The sequence below is a fragment of the Arthrobacter sp. RT-1 genome, from assembly GCF_003367205.1.
GTDB lineage: Bacteria > Actinomycetota > Actinomycetes > Actinomycetales > Micrococcaceae > Arthrobacter.
Window position 1 is genome coordinate 53751 of record NZ_QRGQ01000023.1, and the last position, 15067, is coordinate 68817.

Here is a 15067-nt window from a genome sequence, read left to right on the forward strand (position 1 = left end):
TCCCCTCCTACGGGACCTGCGCCGGGACGTCAGCGGCAACACGGGTCCAGGCTGAATCATTGTCGGAACTGCGTTCGACGGCGTCGAGCACCCGCTGCACCCTCAGCCCGTCAGCGAATGTGGGACGCGGGTTCGTACCGGCCACAATGCCCTCGACGAGGTCCTTGACCTGGTGCGAGAACCCGTGCTCATAGCCAAGCATGTGGCCTGACGGCCACCACCCGGAGACGTAGGGATGCTCCGCTTCGGTGACCAGGATCTTTCGGAAGCCCTGGCGGTCACTGGGCGCAGTGCAGTCGTAGAACTGGACGCTGTTGAGGTCCTCCAGGTCGAAGGCAAGGGCGCCCTTGTCCCCCGAGACCTCGATCTGCAGCGCGTTCTTCCGTCCGGTGGCGAAGCGCGAAGCCTCGAACGACGCCAGGGCCCCGGATTCGAAGCGGCCGGTGAAGATGGCGATATCGTCCACGGTCACCTTGCCCTTGCCCACGCCGGCCGTGCCGGAAAGCCCGCTGCCGGAATCGAGCAGGGGGCGCTCCTTGACGATGGTGTCGATGGTTCCGGACACCTTCTCCAGGTTCAGCCCGGTGACGAACTGGGCCAGGTCGATGGCATGGGCCCCAATGTCCCCCAGCGCGCCGGAACCGGCATGCTCCTTCTGCAGGCGCCAGGCCAGCGGCATGTCAGGATCAACGAGCCAGTCCTGCCGGTACGAGGCACGCACCTGGTTGACCCTCCCCACAGCACCCTCAGCGATCAGGTTGCGCAGGAAGGTGACGGCCGGGACCCGGCGGTAGGTGAAACCCACCATCGCCCGGATGCCCTTTGCGGCCGCCCGCTCCGCAACTTCGGCCATCGCCTCGGCTTCGGCCACCGTATTGGCCAGCGGCTTCTCGCAGAGCACGTGCTTCCCGGCTTCCAGCGCTGCGATCGCAATCTCTGCATGGGAATCACCCGGGGTGACAATGTCGACGACGTCGATATCGTCCCGCGCGACCACCTCGCGCCAGTCTGTGGCTGACTCAGCCCAGCCCCACTTGTGGGCAGCCGCGGCCACCGCGTCGGCGTTCCGGCCTACCAGAACCGCCATTTCCGGCTCCGCCGGCAGATCGAACACGCGTGGGGCCGTGCGCCAGCCCTGGGAGTGGGCGGCACCCATAAAGCCGTAGCCGATCATGGCCACGCGCAGGGTGTTCATGCCAGCACTACCTTGCGCTCAACCGCCACCCGGTTTCCGACGTAGCGCATGGGTGCGATCTGCATGTAAAGCAGGCGGAGGGTAAGGATGGCTTCGACATCGATTTCCTCGCCGGCGTCGGGGATGCGGTCCAGCGGGATGATCACATCGGGCTTGTCAGCGACGAACCACAGGGTTTCCCACTGTTCGGGAAGTTCCGCGATGGAGTAGGACTTTCCCTGGAGTTCGAAGCGGAGAGCTTCCTTGGGGATCGCCACGCCGTTGACGGTGGCCGCAACATCGTCCACGGCGGACAGCCAGAGGCTGCGGTACCAGGGCAGTTGCACGGACACCGAAATGCCCTCGGGGTGCCTGCGGACGTCGGCGTCCTGGAACAGGGAGTTGTGGGTTGCCATGGCTTTCCTTACTTCGCAGTCTCGACGAGGGCCGGGTTGGAAACAGTTGCATCAACGGATTCTTCGATGGCGCGGCGCATCAGCGCGTGCTGCTTCTTCACCAGGTCAATGGGGTCCGATTCGCCCAGGTCGGCGAAGGCGTGGCCTTCCCATTCGCTGGAGAGGAATCCTTTGTAGCCGCCCTTGACGAACTGGCGCACGATGCGCGGGATGTCCATGGCGGGCTCGTTGCCGTTCTCGTCGATGTCGTAGAACTTCGCGTGCACGTGGAACATCTGCGGCATGATGTCCAGCCATTCCTCCGGCGGAACCAGTCCGTGCATGTTGAACGCCAACCGGGTGAAGGGGCCCAGCCGGGCGGGATCGAAGTTATTTTCGCGCAGGTAGTCCTCGAACTCCTGGTTCCGCTCCTGCATCGGCAGCGGCTTGCGCCAGATGTCCTGCATGACCGCAAAGTGCTCCTCGGGCAGGCCCATCTGGGTCAGGGTGCGGAACAGCGTGGGCGACAGGCTGTGCATGGTGGAACTGAAGTCTGCCGTGAAGCCCAGCCGGTCGCTGCCGAGCTCCTCATACATCTCTCGGATCTGCAGGATCTTGGGATCGTTCGGGCCCTGGGGCGCGTGGATCTCGTAGCCGAGCTTCTGGTCGTACTTCTCGGCCAGCGGAAGCAGCCGGCGGAGCAGTTCCTTGCCGGCGGACCGGATGACGATCTTGTTGAAGCCCAGCGTGTTGGCGGTCTTGAGCTGCCTGGCGAAGAAGTCGTACTCCTCGTCCGGCGTCATGTCCCGGTCCTTGCGGCGGCCCATGTCCAGGTTGGTGCCCACGGCGCTGGGGGTCAGGCCGTAGCGGTCCATGCTGTCCCGCCACAAGCGGACAAAGTCCTGGTCCACATCGGGGTAGGTGCGCAACATCTGGGCGATGTTGAACTCGACGCCGGGGCCGAGGCCTTCATCGGCGACGGCCTTGATGAGCGTCTCCGGCGTGTAGAGCCCGGCGGCGAACTCGGAGGTGAGTGAATAGAGTGTGATGCCAAGCTCGATGCCCGAGCCTGCGATGCCTTCTGACATGTGTGTTGTTTCCTTCGTTGTCAGCCGCGGACGGGCTGGGCGAGGTGGCTGCTGAGGATGCGTCGCGCTTCTGGGGCGTCGGTGATCATGGCCGAGCCGGCGTCAGCCGCGGCAGAGCGCTGGACGGCCTGCTCGGCGCGGATGATGTCGAACGGGTCCTGCCAGTTGTTCCAGTGCCAGCCTTCGTATTCACTGGAAATGGCACCGGTGTAGCCGTTTTCCACGAGCTGGCGGACCAGGCCGCGCACCGGAACCGAGGGCTCCTCACCGTTTTCGTCGATGCCGAAGAACTTGCCGTGCACGTGGCGGACCCACGGCATGATTTCCAGCCAGGTGTCCAGCGGTGCGGGACCGAACAGCCCCGTTCCGTTGATGCCGAAGTCGATCCCCAGATCCGGCCGGCCGTTGCGGGCGGCCAGGCCGATGAAGGCACCGAAGCGCTCACCATGGACCTTCTGGGTGTTGGGCGGACCTTCTGCGTAGAAGCCGTTCCACAGCTCAACAACCTGCCGGAGCAGGTCCTCGGATGCGCCACGACGGCGGTAGGCCTCCAGCAGGGAGGGGGCAAAGCCGGTGACGGTGGCACCCCAGTCGGCGGTGAAGCCCAGCAGCGGGGAATCGAGCTTTTCGTAGCGGTCGCGGAGGGCAAGGACCCGCTCGTGGGCGCCGTGCTGGTCAGCGTGGACTTCGAGGGCCAGGGTAACGCCGTACTTTTCGGCGACCGGCAGAAGGCTTTCCATGGCGTCGGGTGTCAGCGAGATCTGCACGCGGGCAATCGGGAAGCCGAGCCTGGCCGCCACCTCGATCTGCTTGCGCATGTATTCGACCAGTTCGTCGTGGTTCATCAGCCGGTCCCGGCGGATGCCGGTGTCAACGTTGACCGCGAGGGACGTGGGGACCAGGTCCACCTCAGCCACCAGGTCGCGGAACTGGCCCACGAAAGCGTCGTCGATGCGGTCCGGGAAGCCCCGGAGGCTGGAGAATCCAATGACCTCAAGCCCCGGACCAAAACCCTCGGCCGCTACCTTGCGGATCAGGCCATCGAGATCGTACTGCCGCGCGTGGAAGGCGCGCGTGAAGCTGTAAAGGGTGACGCCCTGGATCGGCGTTCCGAGGCTGGTCATCGCGATGCCACCTTCATGGTCTTGGTGTCGTGCTCTTCGATGTGCAGCACGCCGTGGTCGGTGATGATGTACGGGATGTAGAGCTTCAGGTCCACGCGGACCTCGTGTTCTCCATCGACATCCCGGACGGGAAGGTCGCCGGAGAGGATGGCCGAATCCAGCGGGTACCACCATTCGCCGGTCTCATCCACGAGCTCCTCGAAGCTGAACGTCCGGTTGTTCATGGTCCAGCGCAGGCTGTCCTCGGGAGCGGCAACGCCGTCTATGGTCAGTGCTGCGCCGGCGATGCATGAGCCCGGAAGGGCGCGGTACCAGGGGATGCGGACTTCGACGGCGGTACGGCCGTTCTGGGTACTGAGTGTTCCCTGCTCGATTATGCGGTCGGCGATCATCGAGACCTCCTTGTCTGCGGCATGCCTTGCCGGTGAATGAAATGCCCGTGAGTGAACGAAAACGCGGCGTCCTGCCACTTAATCATTATTTAGCCATTCTATTGTCGGATTCAGACATAAGTAAAGCGTCGTTCAGTTCTTTTGCGATTTTGCGGGCTCCGCGCACGGCGAGCGCAACCGCCGTCAGCGTCGGATTGCATGCCGTGGCGGTGGGAATGACGCCGTTGCCGGCCACGAAAAGGCCGGGGACCTGCCACACCTGGCTGTCGGGCGAACAGACGCTCCCGCCGTCGTCCGTTTCTCCCATCCGCGTGGTGCCCTGGTAATGCAGGGACGCTCCGGGGGGCATCACGAACGGACGCTCGTCGAGCGGTTCGCCCACCGCCTTGCCCAGGCGGACGATTTCCTGCTTCGCGCGCTCCACCACCTCGTGGTCCCGCTCGGTGAGGCGGTAGTGGATGCGCATGGCCGGCATCCCGTAGGCGTCGCGCGCGTCGTCGTCGAACGCCACCCGGTCCTCGCGCTGCAGGTCCTTGGCGCAGAACAGGCCCAGCCCCACGATCGATCCCGGAACAATGGGATCATCGTCGGCCAGCGGGACCGGGGACGCATCCAGCTGCATGATCTGGCCGTGGAAGGGTGCCTCGTCCATGTAGGGCACCCACGCCACGCCGCTCTGCTCGCTCAGGGCACCGTCAGCTGCCCGCGTTACATGTTCGGCCGAGACGCCGCGCAGCCGGCTTGCGAACACCACCTGGGCCTGGTCGTTGAGGTAGCGGCCCAGGGCGTCGGGCCTGATGCCGGAAGCCCACAGCAGCTGCGGCGTGCGCAGCGCGTCGCCTCCCACCACAACATAGCGGGCGGCGACGTGATGTGTTTCGCCGCTGCGGCGGTCCTGAACCTCGATGCCGGAGGCAATTCCGTCCTCCGCCAGCACCCGGGTCACCAGCGATTCGTCGAAGAGTTCAAAGTGCGGGTTCTCGCGGGTCACGTCACCCATCACGACGTCGGAGCCTGACCAGACGAGGCCGCCGTCCTCCCGCCGGTGGACAGCAAGCGGCATGGGCTGGACGCGGAATGCAGGGTCGCGGCCCTCGTCCAGGACGGCCGACAGGCGGTTGATGACGAGGTCCGAGAAGGGTGCGTCGTCGAAGGCGTGGGTGGTGACACCCAGCAGGCGGTCGGCCTCGTCGAGAAGCTGCTCCAGGTCCGGCAGGAACGGTATGCGCTCGGTGCCTCCGGGACGCGGGCAGGCGGCGGTCCAGTGCGCCGCCATGCCTCCCACGTTGCTGGACATGGCCGCGACGGGCATGCCGTCCTCTCCCGGGAAGGCGTAACCGTCCGGCAGGAGGTACGTGCCTGCCCTGGCGCGGCGCTCTCCACTCTTGGCTGCACCGGGGGAGGTGATCGTTTCGGCCCCTGCCCCAGGTCCCTCGGAAGCGCGCTGGGCAATGCTGCGGCGGCCGGGGTCGGCGATGTTCTTGACGTGCGCCCCTGGCGGATTGCTGACGGTGGGGCCCACTTCGAACATGGCGACGGTGGTGCCGGGGGCTTCCTCGCTGAGGATTCGCGCATACGCGGATGCTGTGGGCCCGCTGCCAACGATGGCGACGTCGACGCGTGCGGGGTAGCGGCTACCGGCCATGGCCCGCCACCAGTTCCTGGATGCGCCGGACGGACTTTGCCGAATCAATGGTCGGGTAGTACTCCAGCCCGATCGGGCCCGTGTAGCCGCTGTCCTGCAGGTCCCCGATCCTGGCCGGCCAGTCGATGGAACCCGACCCGGGCTCCCCGCGCCCCGGGGCATCGGCGATCTGCACGTACTTGACGAGATCCCCGGCGTTGGCCAGTTCGGCAACCACGTCCTCGCCCTCCACCGTGGAGTGGTAGAGGTCGTAGAGGACGCCGAAGTTCGGCGAGTTGACGCCCCTGGCGACGTAGACGGCTTCCGAAGTCCGGTCCAGAAGGGCTCCGGGGTGGTCAACACGGATGTTCACCGGTTCGAGGACCAGGGTGATGCCCGAACCCTCGATGTGCGCCACACCGCGGGTGAAGATCTCGATCAGTTCGTCCAGCTGGTCCTGCCGCTTGCGCCCGCCAAAGCCGGTGCCGCTGCCCACCACAATCCGTGGGCAGCCGAGCTGCCGTGCCACCTCGACGCCGGCATCGAGGCCGGTGTAGAAGGGCGCGTGGTCCTTGGGCGGGATCATGAACTGCATGCGCGGTTCGGCCAGTTGGGCGGTGAGCTGGACTCCGGTTTCCTCAAGGGCTGCCTTGAGGGCTGGAATGTCCTTGCCGGTGGGCCCCCACATTTCCACGGCGTCGAAGCCGGCGGCGGCTGCTGCGCGGACCCGGTCTGCGGCGCTGTCGCCTGCTTCCGCGAACAGAAGGTCGATATTGGGCGCAAGTTGGTACATGGATTGCTCCTTGAGGTAAGAAAGGTGAGCTGGATTGTGGGCCGTCAGCGCCCGGATCCGCCGGTTTTTGGGTGTGGAAGGCCGCCGCACAGCGTTCGAGGCGCTGCGCGGTGGTCAACCGTTGCGGGTCAGCCCTTCAGGCCGCCGGAGAATCCCTGGATGAAGCGCTTCTGCGCGAACAGGAACAGGGCGAGGATGGGGATCATGGACACGATGACGATGGCGAAGATCGAGTTCCACTGGGAGACCAGGGAGCCGATGTAGTAGTACATGGCCACCGGCAGCGTCTGGTTGGCGGAGCCGCCCAGGAAAATCAGCGATGTGAAGAAGTCGTTCCACACGATGAGCCCGGCAAAGATGGTCACCGTGCCCGTGGCGGGAGCCATCATGGGGAACACCACCTTGGAGAAAACTTGGGACTTGCTGGCGCCGTCGATGGTTGCCGCTTCTTCGTAGTCCGTGCCGAGGCCGCGGAAGAAGTTTGCGTAGAGGAAGATCGAGAGCGGCAGGAGCATGCCGGTGTAGAGGACGATCAGGCCCCAGGCCGATCCGGTAAGTCCAAGGGCGCGTGCACCCATGTAGAGGGGGACGGCGCCGAGTTGGCCGGGCAGGATGATGGCGACAAGGAAGAGGTAGTACACGCCCTTGCTCCAGCGGCGGGTGCTCCGTGAGATGACGTATCCGGTGACGGAGCCGAGGGCAATGAGTCCCACAATGCTGCCGGCGGTGATGATGAGGCTGTTGACCAGGCCCAACACTACGTTGGAGTTGCCGGTGGCGGTCAGGACGTCCACGAAGTTGCTGAAGTCAGGGCTTGTTGGCGGAGCCAGGGCCGAGGTGGTGAACAACTCGGTGTCCGGCTTCAGGGCGGTGGTCACCAGGAAGTAGAACGGCGCGAGGAACAGCAGGGCGAGTGCCCACAGGCCGACTTCGCGGAGCAGGGTGAGTTTGGTGTAGCGGAACATGGCTTAGTCCTCGGGGTTCGAACGCGTCAGCCGCTGCTGGAGTACGGCGAAGATCAGGATGATGGCGGCGAGCACCAGGGCCAGGGCGGCACCGCCCCCGAAGTTCCCGAGCGCAAAGGCCTGCTTGTAGACCTGGGTGGCCAGCGTTTCCGTGGCTCCCGCGGGTCCGCCGCCTGTGAGCGCCATGATGGGGTCGAAGACGCGCAGTCCCTGGACGATTCCCAGCGTGGTGGCGATGGCGACGGCGGGTCGGATGGCGGGCAGGGTAACGTTCCGGAACCGCTGCCACAGGTTGGCACCGTCAATGGCGGCCGCTTCCTCGACTTCCACCGGGACGCCGGCCAGGCCGGCCATAAAAATCACCATGGCAAAGCCGGTTGACGACCAGACCAGTACCACCAGGACGGTCCAGATGGCCCACTGCGGGTCGGCCAGCCACGGCTTGGCCTGGTCGCCGGCGCCTATTGCCGTCAGGAGGGCGTTGAGCGGACCGTCGAAGTCGAAAATGTATTTCCAGATGTAGGCCGTGGCCAGCGGGCTGAGCACCACCGGCATAAAGAAGAGGGTCCGGAGGATGTAGCGAGTCTTGAGGACCCGGTTCAGGCCCAACGCAATGACCAGTCCTGCGATATTGCCCAGGAGAACCGAGCCGAAGGCCAGGAAAAGGGTGTTGGAGAGGGCTCCGACTTTTGTGGGGTCCTTGAAGATGGCCTCGAAGTTGGCCCAGCCCGTGATTTTGAACGAGCCGATGCCCGTCCAGTTGGTGAAGGCGAAGAATCCGCCGATTCCGGTTGCCACGTAGTGGATGGCAACCACCAGTGCGATTCCCGGCAGGGCCCACCACCAGTGTCCGAACTCCAGGCCGCGGCCCCGGGGGCGGGCGTTCTGTCCCGCCCCCGGAGTGCGCCTGCCTCGCCGGGGTGCTTCTGCTGCTTCGCTTTTCGGTTGCATCGTCGCAGTCATGGTATTCCTTGCTTGTCCCTTTGAGTGGTCGGAACGTTGATAGTGAAGAACGGCTACTGTCCCCAGGCGGCGTCCATGGCCTGCAGGACCTGGTCAGGAGTCTTCTGCCCCGTGATGATGCCCTGGACGCCGGTTGCGAGGGCGTCGTAGACGGCGGAGTTCGGCCACTGGCTGTTCGGCAACGGCCCGTATTTTCCGTCCTTGATCAGGTCGCCGACGTTCTTGTACGCGCCGCCCTCGAAGTCGTAGCTGTCGATGCCACTCACCGGCAGGGCGCCGTCGATCTCTGCGAACGCCTTGGTCTGCTCCGGTTCGGCAGCCCAGGCGAGGAACGCCTTGGCGGCGTCCTTGTTCTTGGAGGCGGCGTTGATGGAGAAGGCGTAGTTGGCGCTGGCGTAGACGTAGTCGTTGCCAGAGCCCTTTTCTGCCGGCAGTGCCCGCACGCCGAATTCGGAACCGGCAGCGGCGGACTGCAGCTGCTTCCAGCTCGTGGCCGGAATGAATCCTGCCAGTGACGTACCGCTGGCAAGGCCCTTGGTAATGGCGTCGAAACCGGCGCCGGCCGCGCCCTTCTGGAAGCAGCCTGCGTCCTTCAGGGTGTTGACTGCTTCGAGTGCCGACTTCCAGCCATCCGAGCCCGCGAAGGTGACCTCATTGGCCGCGCGCTTGTCGTTCCACTGGGGGTCTTCCGCGTAAACGCGGGAGGCTGCCAGGGACATCGCGGTAAGGCCCGTGTTCGGAGGCGCCGCGCCGGCAAGGGCGAAGAGGGATTTCCCGGACGATTCGAGGGACTTGCACTGCTGTTCAAGAGCCGCAAAGTCCGCGGGGAACTCGCCGGCCTCCTTGACCGCAACCTCGTTCGCGACCAGTGCGGACACAGTAATGGCCGTTGCCTGGCCGAAGACCTTGCCCTCCGGGCCGAAGCTGCTGGCGCTCCCCTCAGGCAGGAGCTCTTTGGCGGAATCGTCCAGGGGCTCAAGGAACCCGGCCTCCGCCAGCGGAAGGATGCTGCGTCCCTGGCCGCTGCCCGGCGAGGTCACCACAATGTCCGAGGCGTTGCCGGCCTGGAGCTGGGTCCGCAGGGTCTGGTCATAGGAGTCGTTGGGCTGGGGGTTGAACGTGATCTTGACGTTCGGGTTGGTCTCCATGTACTTCTCGGCGAGTACCTGGAAGGGGCTCTCGATGGTGTTGGAGGTGGCGAATGACAGGGAGAATTCCTGCGAGCCGCTTGAAGAGGCGTTGCTGCCGGTGGAGGCCGAGCAGCCTGTAAGGACGAGGGCTGCGATGGTGGGGACGGCGAGGGCGCCGGCCTTCAGGCCCGAATAGCGACGGTGCTGTGTCATGTCCAGCCTTTCTGACTTCGTTGTCGAAATTATCCGGGAGCCGTGACCCCGGTCACTCACCAGTATGCGGGAGATGTGCAGAAAAAGCACATAAGTCTTGCCGATGGCAGACATAAGTTGAACGGGGGTCTGCAGAAGCAATCCGCATCGGAGGATGTGATGCACACCGCAGAACCTATTGATGCCGCTGATACACTGGCGGGACGAAAGTTCACCGTTGAAAGATCGACGTGCCGTGACGAATAATGTCCTGCTTTCCCGGCTCGACCTCAACCTGCTGATCTCGCTGGATGCCCTGATTACCGAGCGGAGCGTGACGAGGGCGGCCGAGCGGCTCCACCTGAGCCAGCCGGCGCTGAGCGCCTCGCTGGCGAGGCTCCGGTCCCATTTCGGGGATCCCATCCTGGCCCGCCGGGGCAATGCCTATGAGCTCACGCCCTTCGCGCTGCGGCTGGCGGAGCACACCACAACGGCGCTGGAGGCCGCCCGTCGTGTCTTCGAAAGCCAGGCGACCTGGGAGCCGAGCGAATCAGAGCGCGAGTTCTCCATTTACGGCTCGGATTACGGCTTTACCACCATCGGAAGGGTGGTTTCGGAGCTTGCGGCCGAGCGCGCCCCCGGGGTCCGGTTCCGGTTCATGCTGCACAACCCGATGGTGGTGGAGGACGCCGCAAACCGCCTGCGTTCGGTGGACGGCATGGTGATTCCGCACGGCTTCCTGACCGGGCTCCCCTACCTGGACCTGTGGCGGGACGGCTGGGTCGCCGTCGTCTCGTCCTCCAATGACGCCGTTGGCGAGAACATCACCATGGAGAACATCGCCGAACTTCCCTGGGTGATGACCTACCAGACCCGTTCGGCGTCAACGTCGGCAGAACGCCAGATCATGCAGCTCGGTGTTGAGCCGCGTGTGGATGTGGTGGTGGAGAGCTTCCAGTCCCTGCCGCACTTCGTGGTGGGTACCAACCGGATCGCGCTCATCCAGGCGGCGCTGGTGCCGTTCGCGCTGCGCGTCGGCGGGGTGCGGATCCTGCCGCTGCCCTTCGATGCGACGCCGCTGGTCAACGCCCTGTGGTGGCACCCCGTCCATAACCGCGATTCGGAGCATGAGTGGATGCGGGAGCTCTTCACGGAGGCTGCCGGCATTGTTGCAGCGGCTGCGGCCCAGGAAGCCCCGTAAACAAACGCGCGCTTAAATGCCTCGGTGCCCGGCCGGATGGACCGGCGGGCACCAAAGCATTTGGGATTGCAGGGTCAGGCGGATGCCAGGACAGACCGCATGCTATTGCGGATGAGGTCGTGCTGCTTGCGGACCAGCAGCAGCGGATCCACTTCGCCGAGCTCGGCGAAGGCGTGGCCCTCCCACTCGCTGGACCAGTAGCCGCGGTACCCGCCCTCGACGAATACCCGGACGAGTTCCGGGTAGTCGATGGCCGGTTCGTTTCCTTGCTCGTCGATGTCATAGAACTTCGCGTGGACGTGCATGATCTGCGGCATGATGTCCGCCCACTCCTTCGGGCTGACGTGGCCGTGCATGTTGAAGGCCAGGTGCGCGAAGGAACCTAGGCGGGCCGGATCGAAGTCCCGTCCACGGAGGTAGCCGATGAACTCCTCCTGCCGGGCCCGCATTGGGGCGTCGGTAGCCCAGATGGCCTGCAGCGTGTGGATGGCTTCGTCGTCGAGCCCGGCGCGGCGGACGGCCCGCAGGAGCGTCGGGGACATGCTGTGCATGGTGGAGGAGAAGTCCGCCACGAAACCCAGCAGCGGCGAATCGAGTTCCGCGTAGACGTCGCGGACCTTCATGATTTCCGGCGAGTTGGGGCCCAGCGGTGCGTGGATCTCGTAGGCGAGCTTGAGTTCGAGGTCCTCGGCGAGCGGCAGGAGCCGGCGCAGCAGCTCCGGTTTGGCGCTCTGGATGCGGACCAGCGGGAAGCCGAGTTTCTTGGCGCCATGGAAGAGCGTCCCGGTGAACTCATACTCCTCGTCCGGAGTCATGTCCCGGTCCCGTCGGCGGCCCATGTCCAGGTTGGCGCCGAAGGAGCTGGCGGTGAAGCCGTGCTTGTCGAAGGCCTCCTGCCAGGAACGGGCGAAGCCATCCGTCACGTGCGGGTAGGTGGGCAGGACCTGGGAGGCCACGATCTCGATGCCGGGGCCGATGCCCAGCCCGGCCACGCGGTTCAGCAGGCCGTCGAAGTCGTACCAGCCGGCCCTGAACTCGGCGCTGGCGGAGTACAGGGTGAGCCCGAGCGAGAAGGGATCGTCCTCAGCCTTCGGCGGAGGCGGGGCCACCGCCGTCGTCAATGCAGGAGCAGCAGCCGCCCTGTCCGTGACGGTCAGCTCGAGTGTCTGGTTCACGAAGTTGGGGACGTACATGCCGGGGCCGCCGTCCTGGCCCGGGGCGATCTGCATGTAAGGCAGGCGCAGCTCCCCGATCAGCTGGACCGTGTGCTGCCCGCCCAGGGCCACCGGGGTATCCCGCTTGGCGATCAGCAGGGGGTGCTCCTGCAGGTACCAGAGGGTTTCGCTCCGGGCCGGCAGGTCGGCGAGTGCGTAGCGGACGCCGCCGAGTTCCAGGGCCAGGTCATCGGCAGGAACGTCCTGTCCGTCGATGGTGAGCCGCAGGCTGGAGACCGAGGAAAGCCACAGGCTCCGGTACCACGGCAGCGTCAGGGCAAGGGCAAGGCCCTCGGGATGGGTGCGGAGGCTTGAATCGTCAAGAAGTCCGTTTGGCATGGCTGGTCTCTTTGCTGGGAGGAGGATTGGGTTTTTATTGAAGTCCGGCGGTGATGCGGCGGATCAGCGCGTGCTGTCGCCGCACCTGTTCGATGGCCCGCCAGGGTGTGCGTTCGCCTTCGTATTCACTGGAGAGGTAGCCGGTGTAGCCGGCGTCCTTGATCGCCTTGAGCACCGGCAGCCAGGGAATCTGCTGGTCTTCGAGTTGCTCGTTGATGTCGTGGAACTTGGCCTGGATGAACACCACGTACTGGGCGATTGCTGCGAAGTCGGCGGGGTCGACGCCGATGCCGTCCAGGAAGGCGGGCCGGGTTGCGCGCGTCTCGCCTTCACGCAGCGGGATGGGCCGGTCCTGGAAAATTCCGGTGTCGATGAGCAGGCCGAAGTTCTTGGTTCCGGTCCGCTCGATGAGGCCAATGTAGTCGTCCACGACGGGGTGCTTGATGGGCGTGGGTGAGTGGATCTCGGGGCAGATGATGATCCCCAGCTCGTGCGCCAGGTCGAGGGAGCGTTCCACGGACTCGGTCCAGATCGGGTCCGGAACCAGGTCGCTGGATACCACGCCGATCTTGGGCCGCACAAAGCCGAAACCCAGCCGGGAGGCAAGCCGCAGGTCACGCTGCAGTGCCTCGGCACCCTCGGCAGCCGTCATGCTCCGCCCCGGGTGCAGCCGGGTATCTATCCAGGAGCCGTAGTTCGTGGGCTCCAGGGAGTACTTCTCGAGCAGGCTGAACCAGTTGTCGATCCATGCCGGGGTGGGTTCGGGGTAGCCGGGCACGTGGCCTTCGCCCAGGATCTCGACGCCGGTGGCGCCCACGTCCGCCACGGCCGCCAACGCGGTTTCCAGGTCCATCACGGTGCCGTAATCGCCCATGAAGCTGTAAAGGGAAACGCCGTAGCGGAAGGTACCGTCGCCGCCTTCCGGCGCCAGCGTTACTTTCCGGCTGACCCGGTGGGTGGTGGGCTGGTGCTCAACCGGGATGTAGGACATCCGCAGCCGCAATTCGATGCTGATGTCATGGACGCCCTGCGGCAGGCCCCCGTCGAGCGGAACGGTGACCACTGCCGCCCCCTCAAGGGGCCAGCGGACGCCGTCGCTCTCCCAGAGCTGCTGCAGGGTGTAGGTCCGCCCGCCCAGGGTCCACAGCGGAACGTCGGGTCCGACGTCGGCGAGGTTGCCTACCCGGACGGCGATGCCGTCGATGAGGGACGCGGCCATGCCGCGGTATGAAGGCATCCGGACCCGGAACTGGAAGCCGGTCACGCGTCCGCCCTCGGTGACGTTGCGGAAGCCGACGGACTGGATGAGGTCTCTTTCGAGAAGCATCGTTGCTCACTCTCTCTAGGTGCAAAACCAGCGTAACAGCATTATGTCGGTTTCACACCTAAGTTTGTGAGTATTCTGCCTAACCCTCCCCGGGCGCCCCGTTCAGCTCGGCCCGCGTGGGCGGGTTGGCACCGGGACGCGAGACCGTGACAGCAGCAGCCCGCGCCGCGTGGGCCAGGAGTTCGGCGAGGCCTTCGGCGGGAAGTTCCCGGAGGTCCTTGCGGTTCTGCGCACCGTCCAGGCCGCGGTCCACCAGGCCGGACAGGAGCGCCGCCATAAACGAATCCCCGGCACCCACGGTGTCCGCCACCTCAACCTTTGGCGCATCCGCCTTGGCCTCGCCGGCCCGGGTGATTCCCCACGGCCCGTCCGCGCCGCGCGTGACCACCACCATGGCCGGCCCTTCCGCGCCGCCCAGGGTCAGCCAGCGGCGCGCGGCGTCCAGCACGTCCATGTCCGGGTACAGCCAGGCCAGGTCCTCGTCGGACGCCTTCACCACGTCCGCCAGGGACACGAACTTCTCCGCGTGGCGCCGCGCGTAGGCCACATCGGTGATGATGCTGGGCCGGCAGTTGGGGTCGAAGCTGATGGTGGCGCGCGGGTGGGCATATTCGACGGCGGCGAGCACGTCGGTGGCGCCCGGCGCCAGCATTGTGGCGATGGAGCCGGTGTGCAGCAGGGTGGTGCCCTGCAGCATAAAGGCGAGCCGGTCAGCGATGCCGGGAAGCTGCCAGGTGAGGTCGAATGTGTAGGTGGCGGCGCCGTCGTCGTCGATCAGGGCGGTGGCCACGCTGGTGGGCAGTTCGTCCGGGCCCAGCGGCAGCATCACGGAACTGGCGCGCAGGTGCGCCGCCACCGAGTCGCCGTACGCGTCGCGGCCGTACCGGCCGATGAACTGCACGGGGTGGTCCAGGCGGGCCAGGCCCACCGCCACGTTGAGGGGGCTGCCGCCCACGTGCGCTTCGATTCCGGAGGCGCGCTGGACAACGTCGACGAGGCCTTCGCCAATAACTGTGAGCATGCTCATACTCTGCCAGAGGAGCGGCTGGCCGGCACGTTGCTAAGCACGATGACGGTAATCCCAGCCCTTACGCGGGTGGCTGATGCGCTGCCCCTGCGTCAGGGTGCCGGCAGCCGTTTTGCCTT

14 protein-coding genes are annotated in these 15067 nt (G+C 65.6%); 1 reads left to right on the forward strand and 13 read right to left on the reverse strand.

From position 1 onward, the window contains the following. Positions 1 to 7 precede the first annotated feature (7 nt). The 10 genes from DXK94_RS15440 to DXK94_RS15485 all read right to left on the reverse strand — a co-directional run bounded on the left by DXK94_RS15440 (position 8) and on the right by DXK94_RS15485 (position 9861). Positions 8 to 1195 carry a Gfo/Idh/MocA family protein gene (locus DXK94_RS15440; RefSeq protein ID WP_181884849.1) on the reverse strand — a complete coding sequence of 396 codons (1188 nt, stop codon included), beginning with the start codon at positions 1193 to 1195 and terminating at the stop codon, positions 8 to 10. Continuing rightward, complete coding sequence (locus DXK94_RS15445) at positions 1192 to 1590, reverse strand: DUF6379 domain-containing protein (protein ID WP_115525639.1); 399 nt, start codon at positions 1588 to 1590, stop codon at positions 1192 to 1194. Before DXK94_RS15445 ends, DXK94_RS15440 begins: the two co-directional genes overlap by 4 nt. An 8-nt stretch (positions 1591 to 1598) precedes the next feature. Then, complete coding sequence (locus DXK94_RS15450) at positions 1599 to 2657, reverse strand: sugar phosphate isomerase/epimerase (RefSeq protein WP_115525640.1); 1059 nt, start codon at positions 2655 to 2657, stop codon at positions 1599 to 1601. A gap of 20 nt (positions 2658 to 2677) precedes the next feature. Further along, the gene (locus DXK94_RS15455; RefSeq protein WP_115525641.1) at positions 2678 to 3781 is read right to left on the reverse strand and encodes a sugar phosphate isomerase/epimerase; all 1104 of its coding nucleotides are present in this window, start codon (positions 3779 to 3781) and stop codon (positions 2678 to 2680) included. Continuing rightward, positions 3778 to 4173, reverse strand: coding sequence for a DUF6379 domain-containing protein (locus tag DXK94_RS15460; protein ID WP_115525642.1), 396 nt, complete (start codon positions 4171 to 4173; stop codon positions 3778 to 3780). The genes DXK94_RS15455 and DXK94_RS15460 overlap by 4 nt, the downstream gene beginning before the upstream one ends. An 85-nt stretch (positions 4174 to 4258) precedes the next feature. Continuing rightward, entirely contained in the window at positions 4259 to 5818 is a 1560-nt protein-coding gene (locus tag DXK94_RS15465; protein WP_115525643.1) for a GMC oxidoreductase, read from the reverse strand. Then, positions 5808 to 6590 carry a TIM barrel protein gene (locus DXK94_RS15470; RefSeq protein WP_115525644.1) on the reverse strand — a complete coding sequence of 261 codons (783 nt, stop codon included), beginning with the start codon at positions 6588 to 6590 and terminating at the stop codon, positions 5808 to 5810. The genes DXK94_RS15465 and DXK94_RS15470 overlap by 11 nt, the downstream gene beginning before the upstream one ends. 128 nt (positions 6591 to 6718) lie before the next feature. Next, positions 6719 to 7555 (reverse strand): carbohydrate ABC transporter permease, encoded by an 837-nt coding sequence (locus DXK94_RS15475; protein WP_115525645.1) that lies wholly within the window; start codon positions 7553 to 7555, stop codon positions 6719 to 6721. Positions 7556 to 7558: 3 nt separating this feature from the next. Beyond that, positions 7559 to 8518 (reverse strand): carbohydrate ABC transporter permease, encoded by a 960-nt coding sequence (locus tag DXK94_RS15480; protein ID WP_115525646.1) that lies wholly within the window; start codon positions 8516 to 8518, stop codon positions 7559 to 7561. A gap of 53 nt (positions 8519 to 8571) precedes the next feature. Further along, on the reverse strand, positions 8572 to 9861 hold the full coding sequence (locus DXK94_RS15485; protein ID WP_115525647.1) for an ABC transporter substrate-binding protein: 1290 nt from the start codon (positions 9859 to 9861) through the stop codon (positions 8572 to 8574). A 235-nt stretch (positions 9862 to 10096) separates the two neighbouring features. On the opposite strand from DXK94_RS15485, the gene DXK94_RS15490 reads away from it, so the two are divergent. Next, entirely contained in the window at positions 10097 to 11041 is a 945-nt protein-coding gene (locus tag DXK94_RS15490) for a LysR family transcriptional regulator (protein WP_079596973.1), read from the forward strand. Positions 11042 to 11115: 74 nt separating this feature from the next. Here the strand turns inward: DXK94_RS15490 and DXK94_RS15495 are convergent, their stop codons facing one another. From DXK94_RS15495 to DXK94_RS15505, 3 genes are all read right to left on the reverse strand, one after another. Then, entirely contained in the window at positions 11116 to 12594 is a 1479-nt protein-coding gene (locus DXK94_RS15495; RefSeq protein ID WP_115525648.1) for a DUF6379 domain-containing protein, read from the reverse strand. Between the two features lie 34 nt (positions 12595 to 12628). After that, positions 12629 to 13921, reverse strand: a complete 1293-nt coding sequence (locus tag DXK94_RS15500) for a DUF6379 domain-containing protein (protein ID WP_115525649.1) — start codon at positions 13919 to 13921, stop codon at positions 12629 to 12631. Positions 13922 to 14000: 79 nt separating this feature from the next. Further along, positions 14001 to 14942 carry a carbohydrate kinase gene (locus DXK94_RS15505; protein WP_079597020.1) on the reverse strand — a complete coding sequence of 314 codons (942 nt, stop codon included), beginning with the start codon at positions 14940 to 14942 and terminating at the stop codon, positions 14001 to 14003. Positions 14943 to 15067: the final 125 nt, after the last annotated feature.